Annotated in this window: 13 protein-coding genes; 11 read left to right on the top strand and 2 right to left on the bottom strand. The window is 57.8% G+C overall.

What is annotated here, in order from left to right; translation table 11 throughout:
• Positions 1 to 3 precede the first annotated feature (3 nt).
• Genes ACLBXN_RS24110 through ACLBXN_RS24085 form a run of 6 tightly spaced genes read left to right on the top strand, consistent with a single transcriptional unit; the run spans position 4 to position 11,445 of the window.
• Positions 4 to 660 (top strand): hypothetical protein, encoded by a 657-nt coding sequence (locus tag ACLBXN_RS24110; RefSeq protein ID WP_447613814.1) that lies wholly within the window; start codon positions 4 to 6, stop codon positions 658 to 660.
• Positions 660 to 2,717, top strand: a complete 2,058-nt coding sequence (locus ACLBXN_RS24105) for a hypothetical protein (RefSeq protein WP_447613813.1) — start codon at positions 660 to 662, stop codon at positions 2,715 to 2,717. The genes ACLBXN_RS24110 and ACLBXN_RS24105 overlap by 1 nt, the downstream gene beginning before the upstream one ends.
• A complete protein-coding gene (locus ACLBXN_RS24100; protein ID WP_447613812.1) occupies positions 2,710 to 3,171 on the top strand; it encodes a hypothetical protein in 462 nt (153 codons plus the stop codon). The genes ACLBXN_RS24105 and ACLBXN_RS24100 overlap by 8 nt, the downstream gene beginning before the upstream one ends.
• Before the next feature lie 2 nt (positions 3,172 to 3,173).
• The gene (locus tag ACLBXN_RS24095) at positions 3,174 to 3,758 is read left to right on the top strand and encodes a virion core protein, T7 gp14 family (protein WP_447613811.1); all 585 of its coding nucleotides are present in this window, start codon (positions 3,174 to 3,176) and stop codon (positions 3,756 to 3,758) included.
• Entirely contained in the window at positions 3,758 to 5,929 is a 2,172-nt protein-coding gene (locus ACLBXN_RS24090) for a transglycosylase SLT domain-containing protein (protein ID WP_447613810.1), read from the top strand. Before ACLBXN_RS24095 ends, ACLBXN_RS24090 begins: the two co-directional genes overlap by 1 nt.
• An 11-nt stretch (positions 5,930 to 5,940) precedes the next feature.
• Positions 5,941 to 11,445, top strand: a complete 5,505-nt coding sequence (locus tag ACLBXN_RS24085; RefSeq protein WP_447613809.1) for a hypothetical protein — start codon at positions 5,941 to 5,943, stop codon at positions 11,443 to 11,445.
• A 1-nt stretch (position 11,446) separates the two neighbouring features.
• Here the strand turns inward: ACLBXN_RS24085 and ACLBXN_RS24080 are convergent, their stop codons facing one another.
• Positions 11,447 to 11,890, bottom strand: coding sequence for a hypothetical protein (locus ACLBXN_RS24080; RefSeq protein ID WP_447613808.1), 444 nt, complete (start codon positions 11,888 to 11,890; stop codon positions 11,447 to 11,449).
• A 98-nt stretch (positions 11,891 to 11,988) separates the two neighbouring features.
• On the opposite strand from ACLBXN_RS24080, the gene ACLBXN_RS24075 reads away from it, so the two are divergent.
• From ACLBXN_RS24075 to ACLBXN_RS24055, 5 genes are read left to right on the top strand one after another with little or no spacing between them, the layout of a single operon-like run.
• The gene (locus ACLBXN_RS24075) at positions 11,989 to 14,529 is read left to right on the top strand and encodes a tail fiber domain-containing protein (RefSeq protein ID WP_447613807.1); all 2,541 of its coding nucleotides are present in this window, start codon (positions 11,989 to 11,991) and stop codon (positions 14,527 to 14,529) included.
• Positions 14,530 to 14,578: 49 nt separating this feature from the next.
• Positions 14,579 to 14,932: a hypothetical protein gene (locus tag ACLBXN_RS24070; protein ID WP_447613806.1), complete on the top strand. Its 354-nt coding sequence runs from the start codon at positions 14,579 to 14,581 to the stop codon at positions 14,930 to 14,932.
• The gene (locus ACLBXN_RS24065) at positions 14,929 to 15,345 is read left to right on the top strand and encodes a lysozyme (RefSeq protein WP_447613805.1); all 417 of its coding nucleotides are present in this window, start codon (positions 14,929 to 14,931) and stop codon (positions 15,343 to 15,345) included. The genes ACLBXN_RS24070 and ACLBXN_RS24065 overlap by 4 nt, the downstream gene beginning before the upstream one ends.
• Positions 15,346 to 15,347: 2 nt before the next feature.
• Positions 15,348 to 15,824: a glycoside hydrolase family 108 protein gene (locus tag ACLBXN_RS24060; protein WP_447613804.1), complete on the top strand. Its 477-nt coding sequence runs from the start codon at positions 15,348 to 15,350 to the stop codon at positions 15,822 to 15,824.
• Positions 15,825 to 15,826: 2 nt separating this feature from the next.
• The gene (locus tag ACLBXN_RS24055) at positions 15,827 to 16,381 is read left to right on the top strand and encodes a hypothetical protein (protein ID WP_447613803.1); all 555 of its coding nucleotides are present in this window, start codon (positions 15,827 to 15,829) and stop codon (positions 16,379 to 16,381) included.
• Here ACLBXN_RS24055 and ACLBXN_RS24050 read toward each other — a convergent pair.
• On the bottom strand, positions 16,378 to 16,866 hold the full coding sequence (locus ACLBXN_RS24050) for a thermonuclease family protein (RefSeq protein ID WP_447613802.1): 489 nt from the start codon (positions 16,864 to 16,866) through the stop codon (positions 16,378 to 16,380). The genes ACLBXN_RS24055 and ACLBXN_RS24050 overlap by 4 nt on opposite strands.
• Positions 16,867 to 16,989 lie beyond the last annotated feature (123 nt).

Raw genomic sequence — 16,989 nt, 5'->3', positions numbered from 1 at the left:
GCCATGCCATCCATCGTCGCCATCTGCAACACCGCTCTGTCCCGGCTTGGAGACTCGGCTACCGTGGCCAGCATCGACCCGCCAGAGGGCAGCGCCCAGGCCGAGCACTGCGCGGTTTTCTACCCAGTCGCGCGCGACACGCTGCTCGAGATGCACGAATGGAGCTTCGCCACCCGTCGCGCCAACCTGGCGTTGCTGAGTGGCGTTCCATCGTGGAACTGGCGATTTGCCTATGCCAAGCCTTCCAGCTGCGTGAAGATCATCTCGGTTCTGAGGCCTGATGCCTGTTCCACCGAGGATAGTGTGGACTACCGCACCGAGGCAAGCTCCACCGGGGCGCCCATCATCCTTACAAACCTGGAAGACGCAACTGTTCGCTACATCTCCCAGGTCGATGACTCCACCAAGTTCTCACCGCTCTTCACAGATGCACTGGCGTGGCTGTTGGCCAGCTATCTGGCTGGTCCGCTGATAAAGGGTGAAACCGGTTTGACGGCAGGTCGCGCCTGCTACTCAACGTTCCTGCAGCAGTTCGGCGCTGCCAAAGTCGCAGACGCCAACCAACAAAGCGGAGACCCTCGCCGAGACGAGCGCAAAACCGAGTGGATTGCAGGGCGCGATTACTACCCTGACTACAGCAACTGGCGTAGGGGGTATTGATGGCCAACATCAGGAGCTTCTCCCGTTCTTTCGCCGGAGGCGAGTTGACGCCACAGTTTTTCGGTCAGGTGGCTGACGCCAAGTTTCAGACTGGGCTGGCGGTTTGCCGCAACTTCGTGGTGCTCCCACACGGGCCTGTGCAGAACCGCGCAGGCTTTGCATTCGTCAGGGCAGTGAAGGACTCAGCCAAGCGCGTGCGCCTGCTGCCATTTACCTATTCCACGACCCAGACCATGGTGCTGGAGTTCGGCGATGGCTACATCCGCTTCCACACCCAGGGCGCAACGCTTGAGTCCAGCCCAGGGGTAGCATACGAGGTCGCAACCCCATATCTTCAGGCGGACCTGTTCGACATCCATTACGTTCAGTCGGCTGACGTGCTGACACTGGTGCACCCAGGCTATGCGCCCATGGAGCTGCGTCGGCTCGGCGCGCTCAACTGGACCCTTACGGCAATTCAGTTCGCCACATCCCTGCAGCCTCCAACGGGCGTGACGGCTACGGCGACACCTGGCACCAGCCCTGTGGGCCCGGACATCGATCATGTCTATGCCGTGACCACAGTCGGCGAGTTGGCCCAGGATGAATCCCTGATTTCTGCCTCGGCAACCTGCTCCAACAACCTGAATGCCACCGGGGCCTACAACACCATCGACTGGACGGCCGCGGCCAATGCCAAGCGGTACAACGTCTACAAGCGGTCCAATGGTCTATGGGGCTACATCGGTCAGGCGGACGGCCTGACGTTCAAGGATGAAAACATCACCCCGGACGTGAGCAAGACGCCACCCGAGGCCAACAACCCGTTCGTTGGAGCTGGGAACTACCCGGGCGCCGTGAGCTACTACGAGCAGCGCCGCTGGTTTGCCGGCACGTTAAACCAGCCTCAGAACATCTGGGCCACCCGATCTGGCACAGAGTCGAACCTTACCTACTCGATACCGACCATCGATTCGGATTCGATCTCTTTCCGCGTCGTGGCACGCGAGGCCAACACGGTGCGCCACCTGGTTCCCCTCGCAAACCTCATGGCGCTGACTAGTGCGGCCGAATGGCGCTTCACCTCGATCAACACCGACGCAGTCACGCCAACGTCGATCTCTGTCAAGCCCCAGAGCTACATCGGCGCGAACAATGCCCAGCCCATCGTCGCCAACAACAACCTGATCTATGCAGCATCCCGTGGTGGGCACATGCGCGAATTGGCCTATAGCTTCAATGCAAACGGCTATGTGACCGGAGACCTTAGCCTTCGGGCGCCGCATCTGTTCGACACACTGGACGTGGTTGATGTCGCCTACTCAAAAGCCCCTCAGCCCATCGTCTGGGCGGTCAGTAGCAATGGCAACCTGCTGGGCCTGACCTATGTGCCAGAGCAGCAGATTGGCGCCTGGCACCGACATGACACGGATGGAGTCTTTGAATCCGTGGCCGCGGTGGCTGAAGGTGTTGAGGATGTCCTTTATGCGGTGATCAGGCGCACAGTCAATGGTCAGCAAGTCAGGTATGTGGAGCGCCAGCGAACCCGGGTTTTCGACACCCAGGCAGATGCGTTCTTCGTAGACTCAGGGCTGACCTACACTGGCGCGCCAGCCACCACCATCTCAGGGCTGGGACACTTGGAAGGTAAGACTGTTTCCATCCTGGGTGATGGCTCGGTTCGGCCGCGCAAGACGGTTACTGCTGGCGCGATCACTTTGGATCAGGCCGCCAGTGTTGTGCACATAGGATTGCCAATCACTTCAGACATACAGACGATGCCGCTGGCCATTGAGATCCAGGGCTTCGGGCAGGGCCGGGTGAAGAACATCAACAAGGTGTTCCCGCGGGTTTTTGCCTCCAGCGGCATTTTTGCCGGACCATCGTTCGACTCCCTGACAGAGTTCAAGCAACGCACCACTGAGCCATATGGATCACCGCCCAGCCCAAAGACTCAGGAAATCGAGATTGTGGTGCAGCCCGCATGGCAAGACGGCGCGCAAATCTGCCTGAGGCAATCCGACCCTCTACCATTGACTGTGCTCTCCTTGGCACTGGAGGTTTCAGTTGGTGGATGACCTGCTGTTTCGGATGGCCGTCCCCGCCGATGCTGGGCGGTTGGTATCTGACATGCGCGAAGCTGACAGAGCGGAAGTTGAAGCATGCAGCGGCCCTGACGTGCTGGCCGCAATCTCAGCATCGATTGCCAGGACCGGCGAACCGTTCGCGGTGGAATCCGACGGCCAGCTGTTGGCGGTAGGCGGGGTCGTCCCCATCTCGCTGCTGTCTGGGCAAGGATCGCCATGGCTATTGGGAACGACTGCACTTGACCTCTTCCCGGGTCGCCTTACCCGTGGCGCCAAAACCTACCTTTCGCGGATGCAAACCGAGTACCCGCACCTGTTGAACTATGTGGATGCCAGAAACGTCCGCAGTGTTCGCTGGTTGCGCAGGCTCGGGTTTACGGTTCACCCTGCGGAGCCTTATGGCATTGCTGGGCTGCCATTCCATCTGTTCGAAATGAGGGCATAAGCATGTGCACCGCCTCCGCAGCGCTGGGGGCCCAAGGCTTCGGCGCGGCTGCCACCGCCGTGGGCAGCTACTACAGCGCACAGTCTCAGCGTGCGAATCTTGGGTTGCAGGCCACCATTGCCGACATCAATGCCCAGACAGCCGAGAGCACCGCCCAGCAGGCTCTTGTCTCTGGGCAGCGCCAGGAGCAGGCAAGCCGACTGCGCACCGCCAACCTCAAGGGCCAGCAAACAGCTTCCATGGCTGCGAACGGTATCGACCTGGGCCAGGGTAGCGCACTACGCGTGCTGACGGATACCGACACGCTAGGCCAAATCGACGCCAACACCATCAAGGCCAATGCGGTTCGATCTGCCTGGGGCTACCGTACGCAGGCGACCAACTACCAGAACCAGGCACTGCAGGCGCGATCGGCTGCAAGTGCCATCAGCCCAGGTCTGACCCTGGCGACTTCTTTGCTTGGTGGCGCGACTCAGGTGGCCGGCAGCTGGTACGCCTTCAACAAGGCAGGCGCCTTTGCACAGCCCAAGAGCTTTGGCTCAACCCTTGACGCCTTCTATGGCGGCAACACTGGAATGGGGGACTGATGCCTACCGTCCCAACCTACGGCAATTTTCAGACTGCCCCGAATGTCGGCGGCGCGCCAGCTTTTGCTGTTTCTTCCAGCCCCAATGCAGGATCTATCTCCGCAGATCAGACGGCTCGCTTTGGTCAAGCCGTCGGCGCGGCCGGGGACGCTGCTGCACGCATTGCGTATCAGGACCTGGAAGAGCAGAACCAAGTCATCGCCATTGGCGCAGTGAATCAAGCCAAGGAGCGGATCTTTGACCTGACCAACGGGGAAGGCGGGTTCCAGACGCTCAAGGGTATCAATGCCCTGCAGCGTCCCGACGGCAAGGATCTGGCGACCGAGTATGCCGGCAAGTTTGACGAGTCCGCCTCTCAGATCGCAGACAGTCTGCCAAATCCCACAGCCAAGCGCATGTTCCAGCAGCAGGCAGCCAACCTGCGCACTTCGCTATACGGGCAGGCGCAGGCGCACATGCTGCAGGAGTCCCGGACTTACGGCATCTCTATTTACGATGGCGCGATCGTCAATGGAAAGCGCGACATTGCACTGAATTACACGGACGTCTCTGCGGGAGGAATCGTTGATAAAGCGGCTACCACCATTGAGTCTGCTGTACGTGCCAAGGCTCGGATGCTAGGTCAGTCCCAGGAATTCGCAGATGTGTTGGTTCGCAAAGAGGTGAGCGGCGCCCATGTGTTGGCCATTACAGCTGCGCTCGAGAACAGCAACGTGGCCTTCGCGGACGGCTATCTGAAGAAGTATCGCGAACAGATGGAGCCGGATGATATTCTGCGTGTGCAGGGTACGGTGAGCAAGGAGATGGATTACCAACGTGCCACGCAGGCCGTCGGGCAGGCCATGCAGGAGGCAGTCGGCACCATTCTCCCAACGGACATGACGCGCCTTGGGAATCTTGTTGGCCTGGTGGCCCAGGCCGAAAGCGGCAACAAAGACCTGAACGCTGATGGATCGGTTGTGACGTCACCGAAGGGCGCCAAAGGTCGCATGCAGGTGATGGATGCAACGAATAAGAATCCGGGCTTTGGGGTGAAACCGGCGCAAGACGACAGCCTGGAAGAACGCGCCCGAGTGGGTCGTGACCTACTGGGTGCTTTGGTTCGCCATTATGGGAGCGTGCCAGTAGCTCTAGCGGCGTACAACGCAGGCGCTGGCAACGTGGACAAGGCTATCAAAGCGGCAGAGAAGGCGGGCAACGCCGACGAGTTTATGAACTACCTGCCCAAGCCGTCGGAGACCATACCTTATGTGAATGGAATCCTATCGAAGTTCGAAGCTGGGCAGGGGCGCCCACGGGTGGTATCCAAGACTGAGTTTGTGGCCGCGTCACTTCAGAAACTGGGGGCCGGCGCGAGCAGTACCGCCTCTGAAGCAACACGTCGCAAGGCTGAGCACCAGTACGAAATGGTGACAGCCGACAAGAAACGCGCTGACGATGAGGCCACGGCCAATGCTATGAGAGCGATAGAGCAGGGGAATACAACTTGGGAAAAATTACCTGTAAATATTCGCTCTCGTGTTCCTGTGGAAGATATACCGAAGGTGATCGACTTTGGAAAGAAGGTGACCACAGGTACGGACAAAACGAATGACGCTCTTTACCTTCGCCTGACAGATGACAGCTACCTGCGCGGACTGGACGACAACGAGTTCTTCAAGCTTCGACCTGAGCTGAGCGCGGCCGACTTCAAACACTTTGCCAACCACCGCACCCAGTTGCGCAATGGCAAGGCCGGCCAGGGCCCGGGCGAGTTGAACACTGATGTTATTAACGAGACCATGCGGGAGCGTCTCAATGCGCTGGGGATCAACCCATCACCGAAGGCAGGAAGTGCCGATGCCGCCAGAGTCGGCGCTATCCAGCGGTTCGTTCGGGACTCCATCGGGAATGCTCAAGCTCAAGCCGGCAAGAAATTCGATGATGTGCAAACGCGTCGGCACATCGATGGGCTGTTCGCTAAGAACACCACCTTCCGAACCACCTTCTTCGGCACGCCGAACAATGTCCCGCTGCTGTCGCTGAAGGCTGGCGATATTCCGTCGGACATCAAGTCCCGCCTACAGGCCGACTTCAAGGCCAATGGCATCAACCCGAACGACGCCCAGTTGCTGGGAGCCTACTGGAACATGACACAAGCCAAGAACGGCGGCGCCACAGGGGGATTTTGATGGCGGATGAAATGAGCACCAGCGACGCCGTCGCGCAATACCTGAACGAGCAACGCCGCGACATGGCCAGCCAGGCGCGCTACACCATGGGTAGCGCCATTGCCGCAAAGCCTGACTACGAGGCCGAGCTTCGCAAGGTGGCGCGCAGCACCGGTGTACCCGTGGACACGGTACGCGAGTACCCGGAAGAGATGAAGCAGCAGGCCGCGCTTCAGGGATTTGACTTTGAACGCATGGCCACGGAGTTCCCTCGTACTGCCGCCTTCTTGGCAGGAACAGAGAACGCGGCCATTGCGCACGACGACACGGAGAATCTGACGGCGGTTGAGCGCACGCTGAAGTTCCTGGGCAACAGTGGCCGGGCTCTGGCCGCGTCGCTTCCATCCACATCCGGCGGATTTGCGGGTGTACTACAGGCGCAAGTAGAGAGTGTCGCCCCATTGCTTGATCCGCTGGCCGGAACTTTGCTCCCAGAGAATCCATTGCGCCGGGTTGCCGCTGGGCTTGCCGGAATGCGTCAGCGTGCCGAGGCAGATGCCAAGGCTTTGCTGCCAAAGACCAACGGGAACATCGAGGCCGGTTATTACTCTGGTCTGCAGTCTCTTGGACAGAACCTGCTGATGCTTCCGGCTGCGATTGCTACGGGCAACCCGGCCCTAGCCACGGTTGGCATGGCGTTGCCTGTTGGCGGTCAGGCCTACGGCCAGGCGCGCGACAAAGGATTGGGGTTTGTGCAGTCTGCAACCTTTGGGGCTTCCCAGGCAGCGATTGAATACGCCACGGAGAAAATCCCGGTCGGCCGACTGTTGGGTGACTTGAAAGCCGGAACGCCCTTCTATCAGATGCTCTTGCGCAATATGGCAGTGGAGATCCCCGGCGAGCAGGCGGCGACCATCCTGCAGGATCTGAACGAATGGGCCGTCATCAACCCGGAGAAGCCATTCAGCGATTACCTGGCAGAGCGCCCAGGTGCTGCTGTGCAGACGCTGGTTGCTACAGTGGTAGGGGCAGGCGGTCAGGTTTCAGTGGTGCGCGGCATCGATGCAGTGGTGAACCGCGACCAGAACCGCCAGCGCGAGGCTCAGGCCGCAGAGCAGAACGCTCAGGCCATTGGCGAGCTCAACACGCTGGCAGCTGCAAGCAAGGTGCGCGGACGGGACGGGCAGACCTTTGACCAGTTCATTAAAGAAAACACGGCCGACGGCGACATCCAGGACTTGTATATCAGCGCCCAAGCCCTGGCCCAGTCCGGTCTGGCGGAACAGGTGGCTGCAGCGTCACCGTCCGTGCAGCAGCAGTTCGCTCAGGCCCTGGAGACCGGGGGCGATATCCGCATCCCCCTGGCAGAGTACACCACGACCATCGCGCCGGAAGGCTATGCCCAGAGCTTAGTCGAGCACTTGAAGACCGATCCGCAGGGGTTCAGTCCTGCAGAGGCGAAGCAGTATATGGAGCAGCGCGGCGATCAGCTGAAGCAGGAGATTGAACAGACCTTGACCGAGCAACGCGATCAGCAGACGTTTGCTGCTGGCAGGGATGAGGTGCAGGCGGAGGTTTTGTCCCAACTCGAGCGAGCCAAGCGATTCACCACTGACGCGAACCAGAACTACGCGACTCTGGCCGGTAGCTTCTATGCCGTGCAGGCGGCGCGCCTGGGCATTACGCCACAGGAGATGTACACCCGCTACCCGCTACGCATCGTGGCTCAGCAGCCTCTGCAGAATGCGGTGCTAGACCAGGACCAGCGCGGCAGCTTTGACCCTTCTACCAACACCATTGCACTGCTGAAGAATGCCGACCTAACGACATTCCTGCATGAGTCCGGGCACTTCAACCTGGAGACCCTGGCTGACATTGCCTCAAGACCAGACGCGCCGGCCGACATCCGCAGCGACATGGACACGCTCTTGAAGTGGTTTGGGGTCGAATCTGAGCGCGATGCGGATGCCCTTACCGTGTGGAACCGCAAGAGCCTGGAGGAGAAGAGGGAGGCCCATGAACAGTTTGCCCGGGGCTTCGAGGCCTACCTGTTTGAGGGAAGGGCACCGAATGTGGAGCTGCGCAGCATCTTTCAGCGCTTTCGCGCGTGGCTGCTCAACGTCTACCGCCAGATCAGCAACCTGAATGTGCAGCTGACGCCAGAAGTCCGTGGCGTGATGGATCGCATGTTGGCAACCGCTGATGAAATCCAAGCAGCTGAAGCAGCCAACAGCATGGGCATGCTGTTTGACACCCCAGAGCAGGCCGCACAGTTCGGTTTGGAGTGGAAGCAATACCACGACCAAGGGCTGCAGGCCACCCAGGAAGCTGTGACGGACCTGGAGGCCAAGGGCCTGCGCGACATGAAGTGGCTGACCAATGCACGGTCACGAGCGCTGAAGGACCTCCAGAAGCAGGCCTCTGGCCGGCGCAAGGAGGTCGAAGCGCAGGCCAGATCTCAGGTAATGAGCCAGCGTGTGTACCAAGCGTGGGATGCCTTGACCCGCAAGATGGATGAGAAATCGGCGAGCAAAAATTCACCCGACTTCCCGGCTTACCGCCTGAAGACAGATGACCTGCGCGCAGCCTATGGCACAGCGGAGGACGCTGTCTGGCGCAAGCTGTCCGCCCTGGGCATGACCAGCGACGCCAGAGGCATCAATCCTGACGTTGTGGCGGAACAGTTCGGTTATGGGTCGGGCGACCAGATGGTGCAGGATTTGGCCACGGTGAGGCCCCCTCAGGAGGCCATTGCCGAGCTGACCGATTCGATGATGCTTGAACGCTACAGCGAGCTTGCGACACCTGAGGCGCTGGACGCCGCGGCCAATGAGGCCGTTCACAATGAGGCCAGAGCGAGATTCGTGGCGACTGAGCAGGCCGCGCTACAGAAAGCTCTGGATGCTCGCGGTCAGAACGACGGTCGCGTGTTCTCGGTGCTTCCCAAGGCGGCGCGCCAGTTCGCCGGCGAGGTGATTGCGCGTTTGCGCGTGCGCGACGTCAAGCCGGCTCAGTATCGGGCGGCCGAGGCGCGGTCGGCCCGTGACTCACAGACTTCCCTGCGCTCTGGTGACCTGCCGGCGGCGGCCCTGGCCAAGCGCAACCAGTTGTTGAATTTCTATGCTGCCAAGGCAGCCCAGGATGCTCTGGTTGAGGTCGACAAGACCATTGACTACTTCCGGCGCGTGGAGAACAGCAAGACCATCGATCCTGACTACAAGGACCAGATCGACGGCCTGTTGGAGCAATACGACCTGCGCCGGAGCACGACTCTGAAGGAAGCGGATCGCCGCAAGAGCCTTGACAAATGGCTGCAGGATCAACAGGCCCAGGGCAAAGACCCTGAGATCCCTGAATACCTGCTGGCGAATATGAATCGCGTCAGCTACCGGGACATGACCGTTGAGGAGTTGCGCGGTCTGCGCGACACCATCAAGCAGATTGAGCACCTTGGGCGCTTGAAGGATGAGTTGCTGACGAACAAAAAGAACAAGGAGTTCGGCGTGGTGCGAGATGCTGTCGTGACATCCATTCGTGAACACTTCAAGGGGAAGTCGCCTGATCTGATCACCCCTTCGGACAGTCGTGGCGCGCGGAAGCTGAAGGCTCATCAGTTCTTCGTTGCCCACCTGAAGGTTAACAACATCGCACAGGTTATGGATGGAGGGGAGACGGGTGGCCCTGTCTGGGAGTTTCTGGCCAGGTCGGCGCAGGAGCGCGCCACGGCAAAAACCACAAGACAAGCAGAGATGACTGAGAAGCTAATGGACATCATCACACCGGTACTTAAGCGCAACCGAAAGTTCAGGACCGCAAAGTTCTACCCCGCCTTGGGTATTAACCTGACCCGAGAACAGTTATTTTCCATAGCGCTGAACATGGGCAACGACGGGAACATGAGCCGTCTCCTAACCGGCGGTGTGAACGGGCGCTCACTGAGCCGGCAGGACCTGATTGGCCTGGTCGAGTCGGAGCTGACTGCAGATGACCTGCAGGCTGTGCAGTCCATCTGGGACCTGATGGCTGAACTCGCGCCAGAGGCACAGGCCAAGCATCGACGGGTGTACGGAGTCCCTATGGAGATGGTTGAAGCCGTCCCCTTGGTCACGAAGCACGGGACACTTCGCGGCGGCTACTATCCCGTCATCTACGACCCCCGCGGTTCTGTGCGCACGTCACGCCAAAGTGAAGAGACCGCCGCCAACGAAGCATTGAAGGCGGCCCGAACTGCAGCCACCACCCGACGCAGCTACACAAAATCGCGTCTTGATGAGACTCCATACCCGCTGCTGCTGAACATGGATGGCGTACATCGGGGTATCAACCAGGTGCTGCACGACCTGACTTGGCACGAGTGGTCCATCGACATCGGAAAGATGCTGCGTGACGGAAAGTTCACGGATGCCGTCCGTGAAACCTATGGTCCAGACTACCTACAGCAGATCAAGGAATGGCACGACGACATAGTTACCGAAAACGTTAAAGAGACTGGCGCAGGGGACCGCGCTAGTTTGTATTTCCGGTCTAGCCTATCTGCCTCTGCAATGGGGTACAGCCTTTTGACGGCTATCCAGCAGCCAATTGGCCTGACTCAGAGCGCCGCCCGTATCGGTTCTGCTGGCGTACTAAAGGCCCTAGCCTCATTCGCGGGAAGTCCGCGCGAGAAGACTGCAGAAGCTCGTAGACTCAGTGAATTCATGCGAAACCGTGGACGCACGCAGTTCCGCGAAGTAGCGGAGCTAAAGAGAAAGATTGACCTGTCTGGCAATCGTATTGCGGAAGGTCAGAGGTTCATTGTCGAGCACGCCTTTGATCTTCTGGGTTGGGTGCAGACCGGCGTCGATGTCCCGACATGGCATGCTGCCTATGAAAAGGCGTTGGCTGAAGGGAAAAGTGATACGGACGCTATCGCCATTGCAGATCAGGCGGTAATCGACACTCAGGGTGACGGATCAATCAACAACCTGTCTGGTGTCCAGAGAGGAAAGATTACGAAGTTGCTTACAACTTTCTACAGCTATCTATCCAGCGCGATGAACATGGTTTGGCAGACATCTCAGAGCGAGCGCAGCTTAGCAAGAAGAACTGTTGACATCATGTTGCTGACACTGATACCGGCCACTCTGACAGCCCTAGTGAAATGGGCCCCGGGTGCTGGTGACGATGAAGATAAGTATTGGGAGTTGGTGAAAGGGATCATTAAGGAAAATGTTGCACTCCCACTAGGGATGTTCATCCTTTCGCGCGAACTGGCTGATGCTGTCGGCTCATTGGCGACGGGTGATCGACCTTTTTCCTACCAAGGTCCTGGCGCGTTCAGGTTGTTCTCTGATACCGTAAAACTGCTAGGTCAAATAGCATCCTCGATCTCCCAGGGAGAACTAACTGATGGCCTGCGTAAGTCGGCCATCAATGTTCTCGGTGGAGCGACCGGACTACCATCGACGCAGCTCAACCGCACGATTGATGGTGCTCAAGCCTTAGAGGAGGGAGCAACAGAGAACCCTGTCGTCCTTGGGTTTGGGTTCAGCCGATAACTCAGTCTACAAAGGCCGCAAGTGCATCCCATCGTCCCCATCTTGCTTTGATGGCGGAGTTGGGGTGCGCCTTGTCAACTACACGGAGTCCGTCTTGCACGACACCAGAATCCACTGGTCTATGCACTACCTTGAACCCAAGTGACTTAGCCGACACGCAAAGGTCACAGAGTTCTGAAACTCTCTCCTTTGCTTCGAAGTAGCATCTTGCGATGTACCCGGCATATAGGAGCGCAAGAAGTCCATACATCGTGATGGCGCTCTTGTTGAGTCTTATCTCTTCGCCAAGGAGCCAAGACGTGACAATCGTGACTGCAGCGGTGACAGCGAGTGCTGTTGGTACGACGTAAATTGCCAATGCGACGGAATGTTGCGCCTTTTTGTAGGAGCTCATAGATCTGGCTATTGCCATCTGAAGTGAACTTTTGACTTCCTCATATTCCATCATCACACTCCCTTAGCAGAGGTCTTCATCTTTGACATGGGTCGCCTTAGGCATTAGATCCCTGTTGAGACTCCCCCGAGCATTCACGGGAGAGCATCTTGACCATCAACACACAGGACCGGACGGCGGGCCCATTTGCGGGCAACGATGTCGCCACCGTCTTCCCATTCGAGTTTAAGGTTTTTCAAAACTCGGATCTGTTGGTGTTTCTGACAGTTAGTGCTGCTGCTCCAGCCGCACTGGTTCTGGACGCCGATTACTCAGTCACGCTCAATGTCGATCAGAACGCCAACCCAGGCGGTTCTGTGATCTTGTTAGCCGGAGCATTGGCGACAGGCACGACCCTCGATATCACAAGCAGTGTTGCGGCTACCCAGCCAACAGAATTGACAAATCAGGGCGGTTTCTTCCCAAAGGTGATTGAGAACGCTCTTGACCGACTGACGATCATCTTCCAGCAACTTGGTTTTCAGTCAGCTGGGTCTGGGCTGTATTCACTTAAGCAGGTCCTTCGATACCAAGAGTTGCAGGGTGGAGGTCCAATACCTTTATTGTCAGAGCGAAAAGACAAGTTATTTGGATTCAATTCCCAGGGTGATCCTGTTGCAGTAGTGCCAGTATCTGACTCTGCTCAGGCGGTTCGTACAGATCTAGCTTCTAGCAGCGGTGCATCCCTTGTTGGATGGCGTCAAGCTGGAGCAGGTGCAGTCAACAGAACTGTTAATGAGAAGCTTCGCGAAATTTTTAGCGTAAAGGACTTCGGCGCTAAAGGTGATGGAAGTGATGCGACTGATGCATTCTCAGCTGCAGCTAGTGAAGGAGCATCGGCAGTCCCTGCAAGTGATGTTTCAACAGAAAGCATTGAAAGAGCTAACGTTGTTACAGTGATAGTCCCTGCTGGTGACTATGTGCTTTCTGATATTGTCGACACAGGTGGACGTGATGTTCGCTGGATATTTGAAGACGGCACAAAAGTTACTGGGTATCAAGATTTCTTGCCTGGAATAATTTACCGATCTGGAAATAAAGTTTCAGCGGAAACATATGGCACAGGGGATTACGCGACTGCTTTTAAGATATACGCAAACCATACAAATAAAGAGCAGATGGCAGGCGTATCTGGATTCCAGAATCCTGCAGCTGTCGCATCAAGATATGGGCGAGATTCTTGTGGTCTGGATGTTGAGATAGTCGCCCCCCCGTTGCTTGCCTCTTCAAGCAACTGCACATTTACCGCATCCCGTGTCACGCTCCAAACTCCTCTGAGCGAAAGCGTAGTAAAGCGCATGCGGAAGGGGATGATCCTTGATACGTCTGAGCCTGTAGGCCAGTTTAAATATTCAGGCTTTGTCGTCGGGTGGGATGTTAGTGGCACATGGATAGACGTTTCCGGGTGGTTTCAGTTCGGTGGAGGAGGTATCGCCACAACTCCACCTAATGGACTTTCTGTATATGTTAGTCCTATAACAAACGCTATCGGCCGAATCACATATGCCACGCTCAATGCTAACAGTTATGCAAACCGTGCGATCGGTGGCGAAACTGACATTGTCAACAACAAGATTGCTCCTGTTCCTTATCCGCTGGCGGGGGCGTTTTCCGCTGGAGATAACAGCCCTGACCTGATCGGTCGTCTTATAAGCTCCTTTGGAACAGTTGGTAAAGGAACAACTGCACTTAAGACTGAAGGCGATTGGATTTACGGAGCGTATGTCAGAAACGCGGACTATGGTCTCTGGTACAACAAGACAGGTGGCACGGCGCTTGTCGCAGGGCGCGGCGCTGCAAAGATACTCGCCGGCCATAGCAGCGGAGGAAACGAGGAACTTTATCTATCGAACAACCGGCTGAAGTTCAAAGCTGGCGCTAACGGAGTGGCCACAGCTTCATTGATCGATTTCGTCACAGGCGGAAGCGACATCGACTATGACGTGCGAATTCAGGCGTCTAGTGGTAATGGCTCTATCGGTAATGGCTCACTAAGTTTCACATGCGGCGATGTTCGATTGCTCGCCGGAACGACGATGTTCGGCGGAACTCTTCGGCCATTTACTGACAACGCCTACTCTGTAGGCACGACGATATTTAGGCCTACACAGCTATTTGCTGTATCCGGAACTATCAATACAAGCGATGGCCGTGAAAAAACGGAGCCCAAGGAAGTTGAGGATGCAGTGCTGGATGCGTGGGGAGAAGTGCGCATTATTTGCTACCAGTGGCTGCATGCAATTGCCCTGAAAGGAGCTGGTGCTGCGCGTATTCATTACGGTGTGATTGCTCAGCAGGTACGAGATGTTTTTGCCAAGCGAGGCATAGACGCGACCATCTATGGATTCCTCTGCTATGACAAATGGGATGCACAGTATGAAACGGTACCAGCAATCACGATTCAGCATCCTCCGGAGTATTCCAGTTTTGTCGGCTCTGATGGGGAGCCCTTGGTCAAGCGTGATGCTTGGATCGAAGTTATTGAACCAGAAAAGACTGTAGTTCTCGCCGAGGCTGGGGATCGTTGGGGCATCCGTGAAGGTCAGTGTCTGTGGCTTGAGGCTGCTTGGCAGCGTCGAGAGAACCGACGCGTAAAAGCACAGATTCGACGTCTGGAAAATCTAGCGGGCTTGGAGCCGCTGCCTCAATAACTCAACAACATAGCCCGCCTAGCGGGCTTTTTTCGTGCCTGGGAGGGCTATGGACAAAAACGGTGGAGGAGAAATCAAAGAGCGCCGCTGGTTCAACACCGAAATCCCGCTGTGGGGTCTGCTCACCATGGCCGTCTCCATGGGCGGTTGGCTGGTTAACCTGGAATACCGGGTCCGCACGCTAGAGGCAGAGTCTGTGGTCTTCAAAAAGACCTATGAGTCCGTCGGCAAGATGGTCTGGCAGGTGGACACCATGACCCAGGGATTCCTGGAGATCAAGGATAACGTGAAGGCCATAACAACCCAGAACATGGATATCTGGATGCTGCAGCGCGAGGTGTCTGACATCAACTGCAGGACCGGCGGCCGGTGCGTCGAGACGCCTCAAAGGAGGGCGAAATGAAGCTGCGCACCTTGCTTGTTGGCGCAGCCATCGTCGCTGCCGCATTGGTGGTCTATCGGCTTTGGCCCGAAGACACCACTGGCCGGCCTCTGGTTTGCGCCCAGCTTTCACCAGGTGTGAAGCATGCCAAGCACTGCACGCCTGCCGAGCTCGATCGTGTCCGCGCGGCCCATCGCTGGGTGGCCCAGAACGTCGCGCCGGCCTTATCGCCTGTAGTGATGGCCGGGGTTTCCTCATTCGTCGAGGACACCGGGCGCCGCACCAAGTCGACTTTCTACCGCCGCCTGAACCGCAACGATATCGATGGAGCATGTGAGGCCATGCTGACCTATGTCCACCGCCGCGGCGAAATCGACCCGGAGCGCGTCAAGCGCCGGGAGTATGAGCGGGCCATGTGCCTGACGAAAGGATGACCATGGACTTCGAAAAAGCGTTTGACCGTCTTATCGGCCACGAGGGCGGCTATAGCTTCCACCCATCTGACCCTGGTGGCGAGACGATGTGGGGTGTTACGGCCAGGGTGGCACGCGCCAATGGCTACACCGCGGCGATGAAAGACTTACCGCGAGAAACGGCCAAGGCCATCTATCGCAAGCTGTACTGGGATGCTGTGAAAGCAGATCAACTCCCTGATGCCGTGCGCTTCGACGTCTTCGATGGAGCTGTGAACTCTGGCGTCGCACAGTCCGCAAAGTGGCTGCAGCGCGCTGCCAGCGTTGCTGATGACGGCGTGATCGGACCGATAACCATTGCTGCGGCAACGGCTGCCGGCCCAACTGTTGCAGCCAAGTACAACGGCTACCGACTGTCTTTTATGGCGGACCTTCCGACCTGGTCGGCATTTGGCCGTGGCTGGGCCCGCCGCGTGGCCTCCAACCTGATGGGGGCATGACCATGGCCGACTGGAAAGACGTAATAAGCAGCGTGGCGCCTGGCTTGGCCACAGCCTTCGGCGGACCGCTGGCCGGCGCGGCGGTCAAGGTCATCGCAGACAAGGTGCTAGGCAACCCGGGCGCCAGCCAGGAAGATGTGATTCAGGCGTTGTCATCTGGGGCACTCACGGGCGAGCAGATCGTCGCGCTCAAGTCGGCCGAGCAGCAGTTTCATCTGGAACTGGAGAAGGTCGAAGCGGCCAGGGAGTCCGCTGGACTGCAGGACACACAGAGCGCGCGACAGCAAACGGTGTCTTTGGCCCAAGCAAACTCAAGCATCGCCTGGGCCGCGCCGGTGATCAGCACCGTGATCATTCTCGGCTTCTTCGCCTGCGTCGCGCTGCTGTTCACTGTCGAACGGACATGGGACGAGCGCACTGCAAACCTGCTGAATGTACTCTTTGGCGCCCTGATTCCCGGCTTCGCCCAGGTGTGCAACTACTGGCTCGGCAGCTCGGCCGGGTCGAAGAGGGCGGGGGATTCTGTCCGAAAGATTGCCGAGGGCGCAAGTCGCTAAGGTCGCCTAGAAGATCTATTGGAGGCACGCCAGTCCCAGGGCGCCATCGGATCTGCATCTCTCCAAAGCCCGACCTTTCGTTCCTTGGCCTCTTGCTCAGCAAACTCGTATTGCCCGCGCTCCTGAGGTGACTGCTCTCGGGCATAGGCGCGATACCACCAGGCCATGCCTTGCGTGACCATGGCCAAGCCTGCATCGAGTGTGCGCGGCCCGGTAGGCGCTGAAGCTGGTGCAACCCAGACAGAGCACACCTGTCGCCTGTACCGGTCTGTCTTGGTGCAGCGCAGCTCAGCCTGTTTCTGAAATGTCAGCTCGGCCAGATCCTGCCGGGCGCGCTCTCCAAATGGCTGTTTTCGCTCTGGGGCGTCGATGCCCTGCAGCCTCACTTTGACCTGCTCGTATTGACCAGGCTCGCCGCATCGAGCTGTCAGGGTGTCGCCGTCTGAGATGCCAACGACTAGGCAAAGCAGGGTGGTTGCAAGCATTGAACCTCTTTAAAGGAAAACCCATTTACCTTCGGTGCTGCGACAGTGCTACGAGCTCTCTTGGGTATTCTGAAAACTCCTTTTAAATCAACACCTTGAATTTCAGTGTAGCCAGTCCATCAT

The organism is Comamonas sp. C24C, from assembly GCF_053345995.1.
Note: the sequence above shows the minus strand (reverse complement) of the source record. Positions and strands in the feature narration are given on the sequence as shown.

Coding starts and splice junctions, on each gene's coding strand:
- ACLBXN_RS24090 (WP_447613810.1), top strand. CDS start 3,758: ATGCCTACCGTCCCAACCTACGGCAATTTTCAGACTGCCCCGAATGTC.
- ACLBXN_RS24110 (WP_447613814.1), top strand. CDS start 4: ATGCCATCCATCGTCGCCATCTGCAACACCGCTCTGTCCCGGCTTGGA.
- ACLBXN_RS24050 (WP_447613802.1), bottom strand. CDS start 16,866: ATGCTTGCAACCACCCTGCTTTGCCTAGTCGTTGGCATCTCAGACGGC.
- ACLBXN_RS24105 (WP_447613813.1), top strand. CDS start 660: ATGGCCAACATCAGGAGCTTCTCCCGTTCTTTCGCCGGAGGCGAGTTG.
- ACLBXN_RS24080 (WP_447613808.1), bottom strand. CDS start 11,890: ATGGAATATGAGGAAGTCAAAAGTTCACTTCAGATGGCAATAGCCAGA.
- ACLBXN_RS24085 (WP_447613809.1), top strand. CDS start 5,941: ATGAGCACCAGCGACGCCGTCGCGCAATACCTGAACGAGCAACGCCGC.
- ACLBXN_RS24060 (WP_447613804.1), top strand. CDS start 15,348: ATGGACTTCGAAAAAGCGTTTGACCGTCTTATCGGCCACGAGGGCGGC.
- ACLBXN_RS24095 (WP_447613811.1), top strand. CDS start 3,174: ATGTGCACCGCCTCCGCAGCGCTGGGGGCCCAAGGCTTCGGCGCGGCT.
- ACLBXN_RS24055 (WP_447613803.1), top strand. CDS start 15,827: ATGGCCGACTGGAAAGACGTAATAAGCAGCGTGGCGCCTGGCTTGGCC.
- ACLBXN_RS24070 (WP_447613806.1), top strand. CDS start 14,579: ATGGACAAAAACGGTGGAGGAGAAATCAAAGAGCGCCGCTGGTTCAAC.
- ACLBXN_RS24065 (WP_447613805.1), top strand. CDS start 14,929: ATGAAGCTGCGCACCTTGCTTGTTGGCGCAGCCATCGTCGCTGCCGCA.